18 protein-coding genes are annotated in these 18,531 nt (G+C 73.8%); 8 read left to right on the top strand and 10 right to left on the bottom strand.

Going from position 1 to position 18,531, the window contains the following annotated elements; all coding sequences use genetic code 11:
• Nucleotides 1-143 precede the first annotated feature (143 nt).
• The 8 genes from AC3ET3_RS25100 to AC3ET3_RS25065 all read right to left on the bottom strand — a co-directional run bounded on the left by AC3ET3_RS25100 (nt 144) and on the right by AC3ET3_RS25065 (nt 9,795).
• Entirely contained in the window at nt 144-884 is a 741-nt protein-coding gene (locus tag AC3ET3_RS25100; protein WP_435612943.1) for a DUF1775 domain-containing protein, read from the bottom strand.
• Nucleotides 885-1,652: 768 nt separating this feature from the next.
• Complete coding sequence (locus AC3ET3_RS25095; protein WP_435612941.1) at nt 1,653-1,979, bottom strand: hypothetical protein; 327 nt, start codon at nt 1,977-1,979, stop codon at nt 1,653-1,655.
• Nucleotides 1,980-2,121: 142 nt separating this feature from the next.
• A complete protein-coding gene (locus AC3ET3_RS25090) occupies nt 2,122-4,380 on the bottom strand; it encodes an MMPL family transporter (protein ID WP_432155311.1) in 2,259 nt (752 codons plus the stop codon).
• A 507-nt stretch (nt 4,381-4,887) separates the two neighbouring features.
• The gene (locus AC3ET3_RS25085; RefSeq protein ID WP_432155312.1) at nt 4,888-6,909 is read right to left on the bottom strand and encodes a M48 family metalloprotease; all 2,022 of its coding nucleotides are present in this window, start codon (nt 6,907-6,909) and stop codon (nt 4,888-4,890) included.
• Complete coding sequence (locus AC3ET3_RS25080; RefSeq protein WP_435612940.1) at nt 6,906-7,805, bottom strand: RNA polymerase sigma factor; 900 nt, start codon at nt 7,803-7,805, stop codon at nt 6,906-6,908. The genes AC3ET3_RS25085 and AC3ET3_RS25080 overlap by 4 nt, the downstream gene beginning before the upstream one ends.
• Nucleotides 7,802-8,014, bottom strand: a complete 213-nt coding sequence (locus AC3ET3_RS25075; RefSeq protein WP_432136690.1) for a hypothetical protein — start codon at nt 8,012-8,014, stop codon at nt 7,802-7,804. The genes AC3ET3_RS25080 and AC3ET3_RS25075 overlap by 4 nt, the downstream gene beginning before the upstream one ends.
• 188 nt (nt 8,015-8,202) lie before the next feature.
• The gene (locus tag AC3ET3_RS25070; RefSeq protein WP_435612939.1) at nt 8,203-9,513 is read right to left on the bottom strand and encodes a hypothetical protein; all 1,311 of its coding nucleotides are present in this window, start codon (nt 9,511-9,513) and stop codon (nt 8,203-8,205) included.
• A 102-nt stretch (nt 9,514-9,615) separates the two neighbouring features.
• On the bottom strand, nt 9,616-9,795 hold the full coding sequence (locus AC3ET3_RS25065) for a hypothetical protein (RefSeq protein WP_435612938.1): 180 nt from the start codon (nt 9,793-9,795) through the stop codon (nt 9,616-9,618).
• A gap of 209 nt (nt 9,796-10,004) precedes the next feature.
• On the opposite strand from AC3ET3_RS25065, the gene AC3ET3_RS25060 reads away from it, so the two are divergent.
• The 4 genes from AC3ET3_RS25060 (at nt 10,005) to AC3ET3_RS25045 (ending at nt 13,413) form a co-directional block, all read left to right on the top strand.
• Nucleotides 10,005-10,490: a hypothetical protein gene (locus tag AC3ET3_RS25060; protein WP_435612937.1), complete on the top strand. Its 486-nt coding sequence runs from the start codon at nt 10,005-10,007 to the stop codon at nt 10,488-10,490.
• A gap of 29 nt (nt 10,491-10,519) precedes the next feature.
• A complete protein-coding gene (locus AC3ET3_RS25055) occupies nt 10,520-11,230 on the top strand; it encodes a tetratricopeptide repeat protein (protein WP_435612936.1) in 711 nt (236 codons plus the stop codon).
• Between the two features lie 70 nt (nt 11,231-11,300).
• A complete protein-coding gene (locus AC3ET3_RS25050) occupies nt 11,301-11,678 on the top strand; it encodes a hypothetical protein (protein ID WP_435612935.1) in 378 nt (125 codons plus the stop codon).
• A gap of 382 nt (nt 11,679-12,060) precedes the next feature.
• Nucleotides 12,061-13,413, top strand: coding sequence for a DUF2254 domain-containing protein (locus AC3ET3_RS25045; protein WP_435612934.1), 1,353 nt, complete (start codon nt 12,061-12,063; stop codon nt 13,411-13,413).
• Between the two features lie 114 nt (nt 13,414-13,527).
• Here the strand turns inward: AC3ET3_RS25045 and AC3ET3_RS25040 are convergent, their stop codons facing one another.
• Complete coding sequence (locus AC3ET3_RS25040; RefSeq protein ID WP_435612933.1) at nt 13,528-14,493, bottom strand: pirin family protein; 966 nt, start codon at nt 14,491-14,493, stop codon at nt 13,528-13,530.
• A 154-nt stretch (nt 14,494-14,647) separates the two neighbouring features.
• On the opposite strand from AC3ET3_RS25040, the gene AC3ET3_RS25035 reads away from it, so the two are divergent.
• The 4 genes from AC3ET3_RS25035 to AC3ET3_RS25020 all read left to right on the top strand — a co-directional run bounded on the left by AC3ET3_RS25035 (nt 14,648) and on the right by AC3ET3_RS25020 (nt 16,823).
• Nucleotides 14,648-15,139 (top strand): MarR family winged helix-turn-helix transcriptional regulator, encoded by a 492-nt coding sequence (locus AC3ET3_RS25035; protein WP_435612932.1) that lies wholly within the window; start codon nt 14,648-14,650, stop codon nt 15,137-15,139.
• Nucleotides 15,136-15,585: a MarR family transcriptional regulator gene (locus tag AC3ET3_RS25030; protein ID WP_435612931.1), complete on the top strand. Its 450-nt coding sequence runs from the start codon at nt 15,136-15,138 to the stop codon at nt 15,583-15,585. The genes AC3ET3_RS25035 and AC3ET3_RS25030 overlap by 4 nt, the downstream gene beginning before the upstream one ends.
• Nucleotides 15,586-15,654: 69 nt before the next feature.
• Nucleotides 15,655-16,002 (top strand): tetratricopeptide repeat protein, encoded by a 348-nt coding sequence (locus AC3ET3_RS25025; RefSeq protein WP_432136699.1) that lies wholly within the window; start codon nt 15,655-15,657, stop codon nt 16,000-16,002.
• Between the two features lie 176 nt (nt 16,003-16,178).
• On the top strand, nt 16,179-16,823 hold the full coding sequence (locus tag AC3ET3_RS25020; protein ID WP_432155318.1) for a peptide deformylase: 645 nt from the start codon (nt 16,179-16,181) through the stop codon (nt 16,821-16,823).
• Between the two features lie 196 nt (nt 16,824-17,019).
• On the opposite strand, the gene AC3ET3_RS25015 is transcribed toward AC3ET3_RS25020, so the two are convergent.
• A complete protein-coding gene (locus AC3ET3_RS25015; RefSeq protein WP_435612930.1) occupies nt 17,020-18,456 on the bottom strand; it encodes a dihydrolipoyl dehydrogenase family protein in 1,437 nt (478 codons plus the stop codon).
• Nucleotides 18,457-18,531 lie beyond the last annotated feature (75 nt).

The following is an 18,531-nucleotide window of genomic DNA, read 5'->3' as shown; positions in this document are numbered from 1 at the left end:
GTCTCCCGGTCCCAGCTCCTGGATCGCGGATGCGTACGCCAGGTCGCGTACGCGCTGTCCGACAGCGCCCACCGCCGGCCCGCCCCGGACGTCCGGGTGTGCCGCCTGTGGTGCCCCGCCCGCGCTGCGGGGCGAGGGTGTGGTCAGTCGGTGCCCGACGTGGTCCGGCGCCTCATCAGCCACCACGCGCCGCCGCCGAGGGCCAGCAGCGCCACGGCCGCGCCGCCGACGATCAGTCCGTTCGGACCGCTGTCGTCCTCGTCGGACGCCGCCTGGTCGGCCGCCCGGGGTACCGCGGCGGGCGAGGAGGACTTGGTGGCCGTCGTGGCCGGGGCGGCGGTCCCGCCCGTGGCGGGGGCGCGGTCCGCCGCGGTGGCACCCGGGGCGGCGGCCTTCAACTTCAGCACGGGGGCGGGTTCTTCGGGCTCCGCGCCGCCGGTGGGCAGTTCGATCCATCGGGAGATCTTGCCGTCGCTGTAGGTCTCGACGGTCTTGAACACGAGTTGCCCGGCGTCCGGAAGCTGCCGGACCTTGATCTTGTGCTCGGCGTCGACGCCGGTGGCGATCTTCGGACCGGAGATCGTGTAACCGTCGGCGGTGGCCTCGAACTTCCAGCCCGCGGGCGCCTCGGCGAGCGTGACGTCGCCGGGCGCGATGCCCTCGGGCAGGACCACGCGGACCCGGGTGAAGCCGCCGGCGGCGGACTCGGCCTCGGAGACGAAGGTGAGGGTGACGTTCTCGGCCAGGGCCTGCGGGGTGTCGGCCTCGACCTCGACGTGTGCGGCGGCCGGTCCGGCGAGGGCCAGTCCGGCCGCCAGGACGAGGGCGCCGACGGTGCCGGCCCCGCCCGCGGTACGGCCGAGGGGGCGCGTGAACGAAGACATGGAGGAACTCCTTGCTGGTGGGGCGGCCGGGCGGGCCGGGCGGGGCCCGGCCCGGCGGTGAGGGAGGTGACCGGGGGGTGTCCCGGTCCCGGGGGCCCTCTGCGCACCAGCGCGTGGGCGAGCGTCCGGGTCCGTGGAGCGGCCGGGGGCTCGAAGCGGCCGGCGAGCGGCACGCCCCGCGGCCTGAGCGGGCAGGCACCGGTCAGGCGCGGCACCACACGGGCCAGGACGGAGGCGATCGCCCGCACGGTCCGGGCGGCGGCGAGAGCGAGGACGACCGCCTCGTCGGCGCGGTGGAGCAGCCAGGCGACCGCGAGGGCGGCGGCCATATGGGCCGTCGCCATGGCCGTGCCCACATGGTTCCAGGCGGGCCCGCCGCCCGTCGCCGTCGAGGCGTGCCCGGCATGACCCATGGGGCCGGCCCCGGGGTGCGGGGTGCCGGCCGCCCAGGTCAGGGCGAGGTGCAGCGTGGCCTGGGCCGCGCAGGTGCACCCGATGACCATCGGCAGGGACGGGCGGCGGCGCGCGAAGGGCCGGGCGGCGACGAACTGAACGGCGGCGAAGACCGCGACCAGCCGCCACGGCACCGCCTCGTCGGCGACCGTGTGGTGGCCCAGAGCCGCAAGCACGCTGCCGAAGAGGGACAACACACCCGCGCGCACGCACGCACCGGCACGCACCGTCCGCGCACCCGCGCCCCGGCCGCCGTACGCCCTCACGTGATCACCTGACACCGCTGCCCATCGTCCTCCCTGAACGTCCCCCGCGTCAGCCGAGCTGGCGGATCGCCTCGACCGGCCGCACCGGGGCCCGCGTGGAGACACCGGCGCCCCCGGCGGGGCCGAGCCCCGCGGTCCGGACCGCGAAGGGGGTACGGCCACGCGGCACCACCGCAAGCCGCGGACCCACCCCCTGCGTCCGCCTGGCTCGTGCCTCGCTCAGGGGGTCTCGCGGTCGCCCCGGCACGGCCGGCGGAACGCGGGCGTCACCGGCGACGGCCGACGACCGGGAGGGGGTGAGGGGGACGGCGATGACCCGCCGGGCCGCGGGGGCGGTCGGGCGTTCGTCGTGGGCGGAGGCCTCGCGGGTCGTCACGGCGGTCACCCTGTCACATACGCGGGAGGGGACCGAAGTGTTCACGGCTCGGGGAAGACACCGGCCGCAGGGCCCCGGCGCACCCGCCCGCACCCCGCCCTGCCGGCAGTCCCCGGCGTCCCGGTCTGTCGGCCGAGTACGGCTAGGACGCCGGACCGGGCCCGGTCTTCGCCCCCTCGGCGTCGACGTGCGGCACCACCCGGTCCAGCCACCGCGGCATCCACCAGGCGCGCCGTCCGAGCAGCGTCATCACGGCCGGCACCATGAGCAGTCGTACGACGGTCGCGTCGACGAGGACGCTGACCGCCAGCCCCAGCCCCAGCATCTTGACGACGATGTTGTCGCTGACGATGAACGCCGCGAACACGCTCACCATGATCAGGGCGGCGCAGGTGATCACCCGTGCCGTGATCTCCAGGGCGTGCGCGACCGATCCCTCGGCGTCCCCGGTGCGCAGCCACGCCTCGTGGACGCGGGACAGCAGGAAGATCTCGTAGTCCATGCTGAGGCCGAAGATGATGGCGAACATCATCATCGGCACATAGCTCTCGATGGGCACCGTGCCGTTGACGCCGAGCGCCGGACCGCCCCAGCCCCACTGGAACACCGCGACGACCACCCCGTACGAGGCGGCGATCGACAGCACGTTCAGGACGGCCGCCTTGACGGCGACGAGCAGTCCCCGGAACACGGCCAGGATGATCAGGAACGCCAGACCCACGACCACGAAGATGATCACGACCAGGCGGGAGGCGACGATGTCGCGGAAGTCGACCTGGGCCGCCGTCGTACCGGTGACGTAACCCTTGGCGTCCGTACCCGCGACCGCCGCCGGCAGCGTGTGGTCGACCAGGCGGTTGACCAGGTCCGTGGTCGTGGCGCTCTGCGGCGACCGGGTCGAGTAGACGGTGCCGATCAGGACATCGCCGTCCTGCGTGGGCGTCAGGGGGGTGACGACGGCGGCCCCCTGGACCGAGCCGAGCGTCTGCTGGGCCTTGGAGGCGAGACCGGAGCGTTGCGATGCGGGCACGTCAGTCTGGTCGATGACGACGGTGAGCGGCCCGTTGGACCCCGGCCCGAACGCGTCGGTCATCAGGTCGTAGGCCCGCCGGTCGGTGAACGACGTCGGATCGGCGCCGTCGCCGATGTGCCCGAGCTGGATGGAGAACAGGGGGATCGCGAGCACCACGACCACGGTGACGCCCGCCGACAGGAACCACAGCGGTCTGCGCTCCACCCGCTGCGCGTAACGGTGCCAGGTGCCCTGCGGCGTGGTGCCCGCCTCGGCGTCGGTCTCGGCGACGGGGCGCCGGACCCGGTAGCGGTCGATGCGCCGGCCGATGAGTCCGAGCAGGGCCGGGACCAGGGTGAGCGCGCCGGCGACGGCCGAGACGACGGTGACCGCGGCAGCGAGCCCGAGCAGGCCGATGAAGCGGACCCCGGAGGCCGACAGGCCCGCGAGCGCGACGATCACCGTGCAGCCGGAGACCAGGACCGCGTGACCGCTGGTGGCCGTGGCCTGTCCCGCGGCCCGAACCGGGTCCGCGCCGTCCATGAGGCTCTGCCGATGGCGTGTGATCATGAACAGGGCATAGTCGATCCCGACGCCGAGTCCGATCATCGTGGCCAGCGTCGGGGAGACCGTCGCGAAGGTGAACGCGGTGGCCAGCAGTCCGAGCATCGCCAGTCCGCACACGACGCTGATCAGCGCGGTGACCAGTGGAACGGCGGCGGCGATGACGCTCCCGAATCCGATCAGCAGCACGACGACGGCCACGCCGAAACCGATCAGTTCGCTCACCCAGTCGTCGGGGCCCGGCCGGGCGAGTTCGCCGAGCGGCCCGCCGTACTCGACCTGGGCCCCGGCCGACCGCAGCGGCCGTACGGCGTCGTCGACCCCGTTCAGATAGTCGTCGCCGAGGGTCGCGGGCTGCACGTCGAAACGGACGGTGATGTACGCCGTCTTCTTGTCGTCGGACAGGGGGCCGACGTTCTGCTGCTGTTGCTGCCCGGAGGACGCTGCCGGCGCCGACAGCGGGTTCTGCGCCGACAGCACGTGCGGCAGCTTCTCCAGGTCGGCGACCGTGCCGGAGATCTGGGAACCCAGCGCGGTCAGGGGCTGCTGGTCGTCGTGGAGCACGATCTGGCTGTTGTAGCCGCCGGCCTGGGGATCGTGTGCCTTCAGAACGACCCGGCCCTGCTGCGACTGCGCCTGGGACAGGGAGAAGTTGTCGGAGTACTCACCGCCGAACGCCCGGTTGACGAGCTGCAGCGCCACCAGCGCGGCCAGCCAGGCGACGATGACGATCAGGAAGTGCCGTGCGCACCACTCTCCCAGCCGCCGCAGGATGCCCGCGCGCGCGGCTTCCTCGTCGCTGTCACCGGTGCGGCTGTCGGGCATGGACGTCGTCTCCTGTGTCGGCCGGGAGGTCGATGCCGTCCATTAGATGCGCGCGGGATCGATCCGGCATGTCGGGGACGCGGACCGCCCGGTGCGTCCCGGACCCGTCCCCGGAAGGCCCGCGCCCCGAACGGCTGTCGCCGGCCTCGCGCCCTTCGCCGGCGGACTGGCCGCCGCACTCGCCCACCGCTCCGCCGCCCGCCTCCGACACCTGCGTCGCCGCCCTCCCGCTCGCCCTCGCCTTGGCGGAACCGGACTCCGGTGCCGTACCCGGCCGTATGGCGCTGCCGCAGGGGCCGGGGACGAGCCCCGCTGACCATCGCACCGGCCGTCTCGACCCCGGCACCACGCGCGTCGCGCGGTCTCGGGGCGGTACGGGCTCGTGGTGGCCGGCAGGCTCCTGGTCCGGTCGCGCGCCCGCCCTCTGTATCGGCGGGTCGGTGAACCGCGGGTCACGGTTCGTCCTGCGGGGACGACCGCCCTGTCGTCCCCGCAGGCCACCTCGGCTCACCCGGTGGGCGACGGCCGGGGAATCCGTACGCACAGACCGCCGTACGGGAGGTGGCCGGGCGGGCAGGTGGGGTGGAAGAGCGGGGCGTGTGAAGGGTACCGGTCCGGCAGCGAGGGCAGCGGTGGTCGCGAGCGCCGCTCGTTCTCCAGGTCCCAGCGCAGCGCGAACAGCAGCAGGGCGACCAGGGCCATGAGGAAGACGGCACCCCGGAAGGCGGGCCGCGCCGGCGTTCCGCCCGACTCCTGCTCCGTGGTTTCTGGTGGAAGACGCAGCGCGGAGTCCGATCCCGCCGCGCTCAGCTGCCGCTCCAGCGAGACCCCGCACCGCAGCAGCAGGGCGCGCAGCCGGGCGGCGTCCGCCGGGTCCGTCAGCGCCGCTGGGACCGCTTCCAGCGCTTCGGCCGCCGCCGGGTCCTCCGGCACGGCCCGGCCGGGGCCGGGCGCGTGGAACGCCCAGCGGGCCCGTCCCACGGCCACGAGCGCGTGCCCGGCGAGCAGTTCGAGCGCGAGGAGGGCCCGCCGGGCATCGGTGTCCCGCCGCTCCCCGACGTCGTCCGGGCCCGGCCGGCCGCGGTCACCGCTCGGTGTCTGTCCCCGCTCATGCCACCGGTCGGCCATGTGCTGTGTCCACCACGACCCGGCGGTCCGGTCGCCGTCGTCCGCCCCGGCCCCTTGCGGGACGCCCGGCCGGGGCGCGGCTTGCCAGCGCTCTCCCCAGCCCGTGTCCCGCAGCGCGTCGGAGAGTTCGCCACCGCGCGCCCCGGTCAACAGGTCCAGGACGCCGCCGGTCGTCGGGCGGGCCAGAGCGATGAGCCCCATCGCCGCGTCCAGTTCCTCGATCGCGCGCGCCGCCCGGGCTTCCGCGGCCTCCGCCAGCCAGTCGGGCCAGGGCAGCGTCAGGCGCTCACGGCCGGGGGACCGCGGCGGCATCAGCGCGGCGAGCACCCGGCCCGGCAGGGGCCCTTCGTCTTCGACGATCACGTGGGCGGGCCGCACGTCCGGCTCGGCCTGCCCCTTCGGCAGCGCACGCAGCGCGGCCAGCCGCTGCCGCAGGGGCGGATGCGAGTCGAACGGATGCCGCACCGCCACCGGCTGCCGCGCTTCCCGCGCCGCCTGGCCTACCGGGGCCCGTCCCCCGTACCGCGGGTCGGTGAGCACGGCGTGGAAGGCACGCACCGGATCGTCCGGCAGACGTCCCAGCACCGCCATGGGCCTCAGCACCTGTGTGTGGAAGTCCTGCCACGCGGCGGCGACCGTGGCCACTCCCACCAGGGCGCGGACGGCGGCCTCCCTGCCCGCCACCGCGGCCGCCGTCGCGTCCGCCTCCAGTTCCTGCCGACGACGCACCGCGAAGGAGAGGGCGTTGTAGATCCAGGCGTACAGACTCAGCGTCAGGTACTGGAAGCCCGCGTAGACGGTGACGATGGGATTGCCGACCTCCGGTGCGGCGAAACCCTCGCGTGCCCGCTCCAGACCGGTCGCTCCCCGGTACACCGTCGCCGCGAAGCGGGTGTGCCCCTGTGCGCAGTGGGCGAGTTCGTGCGCGAGTACGGCCCGCAGCTCATCGGCCCTCAGTCCGGCCAGCAGCGGCAGGCCCACGTACAGGCGCCGTTGCCCCGTGCCACCCCGGACGCCCGTCTCCTCGCTGACTGCGGCGTTGGCCTCCATGGTCAGGCGGATCTCCGTCGGAGCGGGCACCCCGATCCGGTCCGCCAGGTCCATCACGGTCTCCCACAGGCCGTAGGCGTCGTCGAGGTCCACGGCCACCGTGCCGGGGCGCGGTCCGGCCGCTCTGCCCATGCCCAGGAGCTGAGGGAGCATCGCCAGAGCGGCGACGGTGAAGGAGATCTGCGCCAGTACGAGGGGCAGGCCGACCGTGCCGTCCGGGTCGAAGACCACCTGGGACATGACCACGCCGAACACCGCGTAGCCGCCCAGGAGGGCGACGGCGAGCACGTAGAACCCCACCACCAGGGCGAGCGCGCCGGCGGAGCGCAGCGCACGGCGTAACCGGCTCACTCCGCCTCCTTCTCCGCCGCTGCTCCCTCGGCCGCTGCCTTCTCGGCCTCCGCCGCTTCGGACCTGGCCCCATCGGCCTCCGCCGGTTCTGCCTCGGCCGGCCCTGCCTCCGCTGCGTCGGGATCGGCTGCCTCGGGCCCCGCTGCCCCGGGCCCGGCTGAGGCGCGTCGTACGGCGGCCAGTTGCCGGGCCGGCCGGTCCGACCGGGCGACCGCGGCGCGCAGCCACAGCTCGGTCCGCCGCAGGGCCGCTGCGACGGGATCGGCGAAATCAGCGGCCTGCTCCCCGAGCCGTGCCGTCCTCGCCTGCGGGGGCGAGGGGACCAGCCCGAGACCGTCGTGCCTCCCGCGCCCCGCCCGACGGCCGTTTCCCGCGTCCACCCCGTCCGACATCCCCACCGCCTTCGTCAACTTGGCGCGTGCCCTGAAGACACTGGACGCGACCGCGCCCCTGGTCAGACCCAGCTCGTCGGCGATCGCCTCCTGGGTCATGCCCTCCAGGCAGTGGAGCACCAGCACGGTCCGCTGCCGGGCGGGCAGTCGGGCCAGCGCCGTGAGAACCGCGCGGGCTTCCACCGTCTGTTCGACTCCGGCCGCGGGAGGCGGCTGGAGGGAGTCCGGCGCCGCCGGGCGGGTCCGCGACCGGTCGCGGGCGACGGCCCACAGGCGCTGCCGGACGATGCGGTAGACCCACGCGTCCGGAGCGTCGTAGTGACACAGCCGTTCCCAGCGGGAGAAGGCCGCCGCGTACGCCTCCTGCACCGCGTCCTCCGCGTCCTGTGGATGTCCGCACAGCAGCAGGGCCCTGGCCGTCATGCCGGGGAACGAGCGGGCGAAGAAGGTGTCGAACGGCTCGGCCGTCCGCACCGCTTGCGAAGTCTGCGCCTGCTCGGTCACCGGCTCTCCCCCTCGTCCCCCCGGCCGGCGAGCAGGGTCACTCCGGCTCGGCCCGGCCCATGGTGGTCCAGAAGCAGGGTCGTGTTCCCCGACTCCGAGACGGCGGCAACGATACGCTGCCGCTCCCTCGACATCAGCCAGAACAGCAGGACCCTCGGCAGAGACGCCGCCACACCCACGACGGCCGTCAACATCATCGTTCCCTGCATCGGGAGCACTCCCTTGTTCGCCGGACGGGCCTTCGTCCAGTAACAGGCGCGAAGCGCCACATTGTTTACCGGGCCGACGCGGCTGTTCACCGGGCCGACGCGGCGCACCCGGGGTCACGGACCGGGAGGGTGCCGAACCCGGCGATCGCGAGAGCGGACGGAGGGGGCCGGGGCGGGCGGGGGACGGGTCACCGTCGCCGGGATCGGCGACCACGTCCGCGGGCGCGGGCGGGTGCGACGGGAGGCGGGTCGGCCGGGCCGGCCGCGGGGGCGATCGGCGTGAGCCGGTGCAGCCTGCGGCGGCGTGGGTCGCAGTGGACCTCGACCAGGTCGCCGACCGTGAACTCGTCGGTGTGCGGCCCGCGCACCGGCGGCTGGACGACGACCGACTCGTCGGTCTTGAACGTCCAGGCGTGGCGGGTGGCGGGGTCCTCGACGGAGCAGCAGCGGACGATGTGGACCGTGGGGTACTCGTCGAGCTCCTGCCGGAGGGTGAACCGGCTGATCACCACCCCGCGGAAGGTGAGGTCGCTCGGGAAGCGGCGCCGGCGCCGGCGATCGCGCAGCCAGCCGGCCGACATCGGCAGCAGTACCAGGAACGGCAGTGCGGCGAGCGACGTCCGCAGCGGCCCGTGGGCGTACACGGCCCCGAGCACGCCGCCCGCGCAGGCGACGACGGCGAGCACGTGCACCTGGTGCGGAAGGCTCGCCGGGGTCCCGTCGAGCGGCTCGGTCTCGGTGGTGTGCCATTCGCCTCCGGCCCGGGACCAGATCCGGCGGGACGCGCGGTGGGGCAGTGCCGCCACGGCCTCGTGCCCGGCGGTGTGCCGACGACGGTGCCGGTGTCCACCGGCTCGTCGGCGGCGCCACCAGCGGGCCGCCCGTCGGCCGCCCGGCGTCAGCCGCGGCCGGGAACGCGGGAGGCGCAGGAACGGGAGGACCAAGGGGGGCACGAGGAGTGCGAACGCTCCCTGGGGCAACGCCGGGAACGACGCGTACGCCGCGGCCGCCGCGAGCAGCACGGAGCACGTCCAGGCGATCCGGCGGGCACCACCGGCCCGGTCGAGCCGTACCAGGCCCTGGGCGACGGCCTCGTCGCGGACGGCCTGCTGGAAGTCGCGCAGCCAGGTGGTGTAGGCGTCGCCGTCGCCGGGACCGAGCGCGGCGAGCGGCAGTTCACCGGTACGGTCGTCGGCCCGCTGCCGCACCCGGCGGCGAACCAGCCTCTCGTGGGGCCGCGGGATCCGGCGCCCGTGCGACCGGGGGTCCCAGCGCAGGACCACCGTGCCGTCGGGCCGCTCCTCCTTGCCCAGCCAGCCCTCGTCGGCGAGGGACAGCGCCGTCGTCCGCACGGCATCGGCGCAGAGCGCTCTGCCCCGGTGCATCAGCAGATCGGCCACCACCGGATGGATGTCCTCCACCGGTGGCGGCGTCGGCAAGGGCACGGCCTCCCGCCACCACACCGCGAACCACGCGGTGCCGCAGAGGACAACGGCCACCGCCAGAACGTACGGCGACGACATCATGCGCGTACCCCCGTGTGCGTTTGCGGTGGCGGCCCGGGACCGCGCCGGCCACCGACTGAACCACCTGCCGTACCGTCAGGACCGCTGCGCGCGCCGCGACACCATCAGGCCGATGACGCCGATGATCGCCAGTGGGGCCGCGACCAAGGTGACGACCGGTACCTTTCCGATGAGTCCGACGGCGTTGCCCACCGCCCCGGCGAACACCAGCACCCCCCAGCCGACGGCCTTGTTGCCTGCCTGCGTCTGTGCCATTCCCCGTACCTCCTCGACGAATCGTTGGTGCGGGACCGTACCTCGTTCCCCGGAGGTCCGGGGCGCGACCGACTCCTCGGGCGGGCGTCGGCGCAGGCCGGGCGGCCATCGGTGCCGACGAGGAGGTCCCCGGACCGGCCCGGACCGGGGACGCCGGCGGAAACGCCGGGCGACCTCGCAACGCCGCCTGATCCGCTTACAGTTGTGGGGTGCGCCCGCCTGAGTCCGACTTGCCGCCGAGAGCGGCGTTCGCCGCCGCGCTGAGGCGTGTGCGGCGGCAACTGCCCGACGTTTCGGACGAAATGCTCGCCCGGCGGGCGAGTCGTACGCCCCTGCCGTCCGGACGTCTGGTCAGTGTCAACGCCCGTCGCCTCGGTGAGTGGCTGAACGGCCGGTCCGTCCCCCGCGACTTCCACGCCGTCCTGGCCGTCGTGCGCGCCGTGCAGTCGGCCGCCGGATCCGACGGCAGCGGCTTCTCCGTCGCCGACTGGGAACGCACGTGGCGGGCGGCCTACGAGGACCGGGCGGTCGCGGTGCCCGACCACGGTACGGCGGGCGGGGACCCGCCGCGGGACGTGGTCGTCGGCCGGCCGCCCAGTGACGCCGCATCGCTGCGCGAGAGGCCGGCCCTGGCCCACCTGATCGACGCGGCGCTGCGGGACGACGGGGTTCGGGAGGGCTCGCCGACCAGCTGACCGAGGAGTTCGGCGACCACCACGCCCTGGTGGTCGACGCGCGAAGCTGTCTGTCCCTGTGCCGCAGCCTGTCGGGGGACGCCGTCGGCGCCCGTGACGGTACGGCCGCGTTCCTCGAGGTTCTGGAGCGGCGGCTGGACGCCGGGCACCCTCGGACCCTGAGGATCCTGGCCGAGCTGGGCCGGTGGTCCGGTGAGGCGGGCGACACGTCCGCCGCGGTCGACCTGCACCTGCGGGCCGTGGCGGGGCTGGAGGCCGCCCTCGGCCGGCTCCACAGCGACACCCTGATAGCCCGGCACAATCTGGCCTACTGGCGGGGACTCGCCGGTGATCACGGGCGCGCGGTACAGGAGTTCGCCGTGGCGGCGCAGGACGCGGAGCGAGCGCTCGGCGCCGACCACCCGACCGCGCTGACGTACCGGGTCAACCTCGCCTACTGGCGGGGACTCGCGGGTGACCGGGCCGCGGCCCTGGCCGACCTGTCGGAGCTCCAGACGGCGGTCGCCGAGGTCCTAGGCACGGATCACCCGCGCGCGCTGCGGACCCGGCAGCAGAGGGCGGAACTGCTGGAACTCTCCGGTGGCCAGGAGGCGGCGATCACCCTGCTCACCGCCCTGCTGGCCGACATGGTCCGGGTCCAGGGCCGCGACCACCCCCGGACCTGCGAGGTGGCACGGTCGCTGGCCCGCTGCCGCGACCGGGTGTCCTCGGGCGGATCGCCCGGGGAGGAACAGTGCTGACCGTGATCTACAGCCCGATTCTGCCCGTCGGGCCGTCTCGCCCGCCGACCTCGAACAGTGCCGTCACGCCATGGACCCCTCGCTGGCCGAGGACGTGAGCGCACTCGTCGCCGCCGACCGCACGGCGGTCCCCGACTGCCGGGGCAACTGCACACTGCGCCGGGAACTGCGGCTGCTCGACGCGGCGGTCCGGGCCGCCACGTCGGCCCGGCGTCTGGGGGACATCGCCGTGCTGGACCTTCTGGCCCAGTGGACGCCGGGGACGCAGGGGCGACCGACCGAGTGGCCGTGTGCCTGTGGAGGCGCACGCGTCGAGAGCGAGGCGGGCCTCGCGGAGCGGGCCGACCTGCGCAACCGCATCGCCGTCGCCCGCGACGCTTTCGGCGCTTGCGCCGAGGCCAGTGGGGCGGCGGTTCGCTTGCTCCCTCATGCGACTGGAGGGCCCTAGATCGGGTGTTATTGGGCGTTATGACGGGGGACTCGCCGAGCCGAGAGGTCACCGTCCACTGGTGCCGGCTCCGCCATGACGTCACCGTGACCCGCAGACTTGAGTAGATGTCCGTTGTCCACGAGCAACCCTCGCAGGCGCGGGGACGACGGCGCGCGGATCACGGGCGACACACAGCGAGCGAAGGCTCGCACCGGTGGATGTTCCTGGGGCACCGGCGCGACGACTGTCGAGATGTGCTTGCAGACGGTTTCCAGCATTTGCGTTATACGTTTCTGTTTGTAACCTGATCTTGTGTTGATGCCGAATTACTCGGTCTGTCTCCCCGTGCCGGTGACCGCCTCGGCTCCAGCCGGGCTCCGGCCCCTCCTTGCTCGCGCCGATGCGTGACACGCTCCGGGTCCAGTTGTGGCCGCTTCCGACGCTGGGTGTCGCACTCGCCGTCGTCGCGGGTGTGGGACTGCCCCGGCTGGACGGGCGGATCCGGCACGACACGCCGCCCTGGCTGAGGGACTATCTGTTCGGCGGCAGCGCCGACGCCGCGCGCTCGGTACTGGCGGCGATCGCCGGCTCCATGGTCACGGTAACGGCGCTGACCTTCTCGCTCACCGTGGTGACGCTGCAACTGGCGAGCAGCCAGTTCTCCCCGCGGCTGCTGCGGACCTTCACCGCGGACCGGTACGTCCAGACGACCCTGGCGGTCTTCCTCGCGACGTTCACCTACGCCCTGACCGTGCTGCGCACCGTACGCACCGGCGAGGACGGGCGGACCGCGTTCGTCCCACAGGTGTCGGTCACCGTGGCCTTTCTGCTCACCCTGGCGAGCCTGTTCGCCCTGGTGCTGTTCCTGTCCCATCTGGCGCGTGAGATCCGGATCGAGACGATGATGAGCAGTGTCCACACCGCCGCCGAGCGCACCGTACGCCGGCTCCTCACGCAGAGGCAGGACCCCGCCGACGGGGAGCCCGCGGCCGGAGATCCTCCCGCCGCACCACCGGAGCCGCCCGCGAACGTACTGCCCCTGACCCCCGGCGCCTCCGGCTTCCTCACCTCCGTGGACGAGGCGGCCCTGATGAAGGCAACCGTGGAAGCCGACGCACTCGTGATCATCGATCGCCTCCCCGGAAGCTCGTTGATCGCCGGCACGCCCATGGGAGCCGCCTGGCCGCGCACCGGAGAGCCGTTCTCCCCCGCCGCACGGAGCCTCCTGACCGAAGCGGCCTCCGAGGCGGTGCGGACCGGACCCGAGCGCACCGACCTCCAGGACGTCGCCTTCGGGCTTCGGCAGCTCACCGACATCGCCGCCAAAGCCCTCTCACCAGGAATCAACGACCCGACCACCGCCGTACACGCCCTGTCCCACTCCGCCGCCCTGCTGTGCGAGCTGGCGCGCCGCGACCTCGGCCCCCGGCTGCTGCGGGATGACGACGGGCAGGTGAGAGTCATTCTGAGGCGGCCGGATCTGCAGGACCTGCTGGATCTGGCGGTGTCCCAGCCCCTGCGCTACGGCGCCGCCGAGCCCGCCGTCCTGGCACGCATCGCGATGCTGCTGCGCGAACTCGCCTGGTGCAGCACGCCCGACCAGTATCCGACCATCAACGCCGCACTCGCCCGACTGCGTTCCACCGTCGACGCCCAGAACTTCCACGCCACCGAGCACGGGCGACTCACCGAGCTGACCGCACGCGTCGACGAAGCCATGGCCGGGCGATGGACTCCTGGTCGCACGCGCTGATCCGCGGCGGGCCGCAGCCTGTCACGAGCGCGCCCAAGGCTCCCGGGACGCCCCGTGTTTCCGGGCCGCGTCCCGAGAGAGCATCGACCGCCAACGTTGACTCGTTTCAGCAGGTCAGCGCACTCTCCCCCTTGGCTTCAGCGGCACCGGCGGCAGTGCCGGTGCGGGCAGTGGCGCCCCCTCGTACCCCTTCACCTCGCCGAAGCGGGAGCCTTCCGTCCAGTCCCGCCGTGCTTGTTCGATCTCCTCCTGGGTCCGGCCGATCCAGTTCCAGAACATGATCAGCTCTTCCTCGAAGGGTTCACCGCCGAGGAGCATCAGGCCGGCGTCCGACTCGGCGCGCAGCGGGAGTTCGGTGCGGCCGCAGCCGAGGTAGAGCATGGAGCCGGGGAGGACGGGGACGCCGTCGACGTGGGCCTCGCCGGACATGGACAGGACCGCGTACTCGAAGTCCGGCTCCAGCGGCAGGCGTACGTCCGCGCCCCGGGTGAGGGCGACGTCGGCGCCGACGATCGGGGTGAACGCCGTGCCGGGCGAGGTCGCTCCGTCCAGTGAGCCGAGGATCAGGGTGGCCGCCAGGCCGGGCGCGGTGACCACCGGCAGGTCGACGTGGTGTTCGAAGCGCGGGTCGGTGTGGCGGTGGCCGTCGGGCAGGGCGACCCAGAGCTGGGCGCCGTGCAGGAAGCGGGCGTGGGGGCGGGGACTCTCCTCGGAGTGGCTGATGCCGCGGCCGGAGGTCATCAGGCCCAGCTCGCGCGGGCGGATCGTCTGCAGACTGCCGGTCGAGTCGCGGTGCAACACCTCGCCCTCGTGCAGCCAGCTCACCGTCTGCAGACCCATGTGCGGGTGGGGCGGGACCTGCATGCCGGGCTCGTCGGCGATGTCGTCGGGGCCGTAGTGGTCGACGAAGGCCCACGCGCCGACCATCCGCCGGCCGAGGTTGGGCAGCAGCCGCCGTACCTCGGTGGACTCGCCGAGCGGTACGCGGCGCGGGCTCAGGAGTTCTCGTACCGGTTCACTGACGACGAACCCGCGGCCGCCGCACACGCTGGGCACCGCCTGACGGTCAAGGTTGCTCATGCGGGTCAACCTAGCCGTGCCGCGGGCCGGACGGCATCCGGTGGCCGGTATCCGGCGAGAGTTCCGCCGTCCCTGCAGCCGTCCAGCCAGTCGGCCAGTCGGCCAGCTGCGGAATAGTAGCCATGTACATAGTTGCCATGTACTCTTTCTCTTCATGAGCAAGGGATCCTCCGGCCCCACACCCGGCTACCTGGTGTGGCGGCTGGCCAACAAGTGGCGGGTCGCCGTCGACCGGGCGCTGGCTCCGCTGGGGCTCACGCACGCGCAGTACGCGCTGCTCGCCTCCCTGTACGGCATGCGGCGCACCGGCGAGCGTCCCAGCCAGCGGCGGCTCGCCGACGTCACCGGCATGGAGGCGCTCTACGTGTCGAAGCTGGCACGCGCGCTGGAGTCCGCAGGCCTGATCGACCGCGCCCGGGACCCCCGCGACCCGCGGGCCGTTCAGCTCGCACTGACGGAGCGGGGCCAGGACATCACGCGGCGGGCCATCGCCGTGGTCCAGGTGCTGCTGGAACAGCTGCTGGAGCCGCTCGGCGGCCTCGACGCCGAGCGCACCTCCGCGTTCACCGAGACGCTGGCGACCCTTCTCGACGTACCTCTCGACCCATCCCTGTCCGACGACGAGAGCACTCAGGGGACGACATGACCACCACCACCGCCGCACCCGCCGACGCCCGCATTCTGGCACTGGCCCACTACGCCGCCCGCGGCGTCCTGGAGCGGGTGCTGGCCCGCCACGGGCTCACGTTCCAGCAGCAGGTCACACTGCGCGCCGCCATAGCGGCGGACGCACCCCGGACCCCGGACGAGCTCGTCCTTGAGGTACGCGGCTCGCTCAAGGCTGACGCGGCGGAGGTTCCCGCCGTCGTCGACGAGCTGGTGGGCAAGGAGCTGCTGGCCATGGACGGCGTGCGGCTGCGCCCCACGGACGCCGGGCGGCAGCTGCTCGCCCGCGTCACCGCCGAGACCGCTCCGGTCAGCGCGCGCATCTGGAGCGGCATCCGCGCCGAGGACCTGGCCGCCGCGGGGCGCGTCCTGGCGCTCGTCAAGGAGCGCGCCGACGCGGAGCTGGCGGCGCCGGCGTCCACCTGACTCCTGCCGACACCATTGGTGGAATATTCAACCGACTGACCCGGTTGTCGGCCCCGAAGGAGGTCACGAGTGGACACCACGTACTACTCCCACGGAGAGCCCGCCGAGCGCTGGGAGCGCGCGCAGCTGTTCTTCGACGCCAAGGACTACACCGCCGCGGCCCGCGTCCTCGACGGGCTGGTGGCACAGGTGCCGGAGCAGACCGGGCCCCGGCTGCTGCTGGCGCGGGCCTACTACCACTCGGCCCAGCTGAAGCGCGCCGAGGCGGAGTTGCGGGTCATCGTCGAACGGGAGCCGGTGGAGCACTACGCCCGGCTGCTGCTCGGCCGCACACTCGAACGGCAGGGTCGGGCGGAGGAGGCGGAGACGCACCTGCGGATCGCCTCGGCGCTGGCGGGCGACTTCCAGCAGGGGTGACCTGCAGGGGGCTCGGCAAAAGTGACCCGCGGAGGGCCCGGCAGGGGCCACCCGCAGGGGCTCGCCAGGGTCGAGGGCGGGGCCCGGTTCCGCACGGAGCCGGGCCCCGCAGGTGTCCCCCACGTGTCCGGCGGATCCGGGCCACTTACCTCTCGTCGCCATGGCATGCTGACGCGATGGCAGCTCCCCGCAGTGGTACGTCCCTTGTCGAGCAGGTCGAGGAACTCCTGGCTCCGGGAGGACCGTTGCCGATCGTCGCGGCGGGCGATCCGGTGCTGCGCGCCGGGACCGCCTCCTACGAGGGGCAGTTGGGTCCTGCGCTGCTCGACCGGTTCGTGGCGGCGCTGCGGGTCACGATGCGGACGGCTCCGGGGGTGGGGCTGGCCGCGCCGCAGGTCGGTGTGGCCCTGCGGATCGCGGTGATCGAGGATCCGGCGACCGTCCCGGCGGAGGTACGGGACGCCCGGGGCCGGGTGCCGCAGCCCTTCCGGGTTCTGGTCAACCCCTCGTACGAGGCGGCGGGGGACGAGCGCGCCGCGTTCTTCGAGGGCTGTCTGAGCGTGCCGGGGTGGCAGGCCGTGGTGACCCGGCACCGACGGGTGCGGGTGACCGGGGCCGACGAGCACGGGCGGCCGGTGGACGAGGAGTTCACCGGGTGGCCCGCCCGGATCGTGCAGCACGAGACGGACCATCTGGACGGTGTGCTGTATCTGGACCGGGCCGAGATCCGGTCGCTGTCCTCAGCCCGGGCCATGACGGAACGCTGGACGCAGCCCACCCCGGAGCGGGCCGCGCGGGCACTGGGGTTCGAGCTGCCCTGAGCCGGCATGCGCCGCGACCGGGCCGTGCCTGCGCCCGGATGTTCCTGGGGCGGGACGCGCCTGCGCCACAGTACGCCCGCGCCGGAACGCGCCTGTGCCCGGAAGGTTCCTGGGGACGGGACGCCTGCGGCGACCGCCCGCGCCGGATGCTCCCGGGGCCGGATGGTCCTGGAAAGCGATACCCCCGCGGCCGGCGTCAGTTGTCCCGGTAGGCCTCCAGCAGCCGCAGCCAGACCTCGCTGATGGTGGGGTAGGACGGGACCGCGTGCCAGAGACGGCTGAGGGGCACCTGGCCGGCCACCGCGATCGTGGCGGAGTGGATGAGTTCGCCGACGCCGGGTCCCACGAGGGTCATCCCGCGCAGGATCTCCTGCTCCAGGTCGACGACCATGCGGGCGCGGCCCCGGTAGCCGTCGGCGTACAGGCCGGCCCCCGCGACGGACGACAGGTCGACGTCGACGGCCCGCACCCGGTGTCCCGCCTGCTGCGCCTCGGCGAGGGAGAGGCCGACCGCCGCCGCCTCGGGGTCGGTGAAGACGACCTGCGGGACGGCGTGGTGGTCGGCGGTGGCGGCGTGGGCGCCCCAGGGGTCGGACTCCAGGATCGGGACGCCCGCGGCGCGGGCGGAGATGGCGGCACCGGCGATCCGCGCCTGGTACTTGCCCTGGTGGGTGAGGAGGGCGCGGTGGTTGACGTCTCCGACCGCGTAGAGCCAGTTGGTGCCGGTGACCTGGAGGCTGTCGTCGACGTCCAGCCAGGAGCCGGGCTCCAGGCCGACGGTGTGCAGGCCGATGTCGTCGGTGCGCGGGGCGCGGCCGGTGGCGAAGAGGATCTCGTCGGCCTCGATCCGGTCGCCGCCGTCGGTGACCGCCACGACCGTGCCGTCGGCGCCGCGCGTGACGGACCGGACCGAGGTGCCGGTGCGCAGGTCGGCGCCGGCCTCCGTCAGTGCCTCGGCGATCAGTTCCCCGGCGAACGGCTCCATGCGCGGCAGCAGGCCCTTGCCGCGTACCAGGAGGGTGACCCGGGCACCGAGGGCCTGCCAGACCGTGGCCATCTCGGTGGCCACGACTCCCCCGCCGACCACGATCAGCCGGCCGGGCACGGACCGCGCGGAGGTCGCCTCGCGACTGGTCCAGGGCTTGACGTCGGAGAGGCCCGGCAGGTCGGGCAGGGCGGCCCGGCTGCCGGTGCACACGGCGACGGCGTGACGGGCGGCCAGGCGGCGCTCGGTGCCGTCGGCGCCGGTGACGGCGACCGTCCGGGGGCCGGCGAGGCGGCCGTGGCCGCGGTACAGCTCGGCGCCGATGCCCGCCAGCCAGGAGACCTGGCCGTCGTCCTTCCAGTGGGAGGTGTAGTCGTCGCGGTGATCGAGAACCGCGGCCGTGTCGAGGGGACCCTGGACCGACCGGCGAAGGCCGGGGACACGGCGGGCGTCGGCGCGGGCGATGACCGGGCGCAGCAGGGCCTTGCTGGGCATGCACGCCCAGTACGAGCACTCGCCGCCGACGAGCTCGCTCTCCACGACCGCGGTGGCGAGGCCGGCGGCGCGGGTGCGGTCCGCGACGTTCTCCCCCACGGGTCCCGCGCCCAGCACCACGACGTCGTACTCGATGGTTTCCGTATCCGTCATGGGGTCAGTCTGATGGGTGAGTGTGTGCCCGGGCCACACGGGTAGGGGCGCGGAATACGCCGTCCGCCGGCCGTG

This window comes from Streptomyces sp. bgisy159, assembly GCF_057707805.1.
This window is presented reverse-complemented; position numbering and strand designations above follow the sequence as displayed.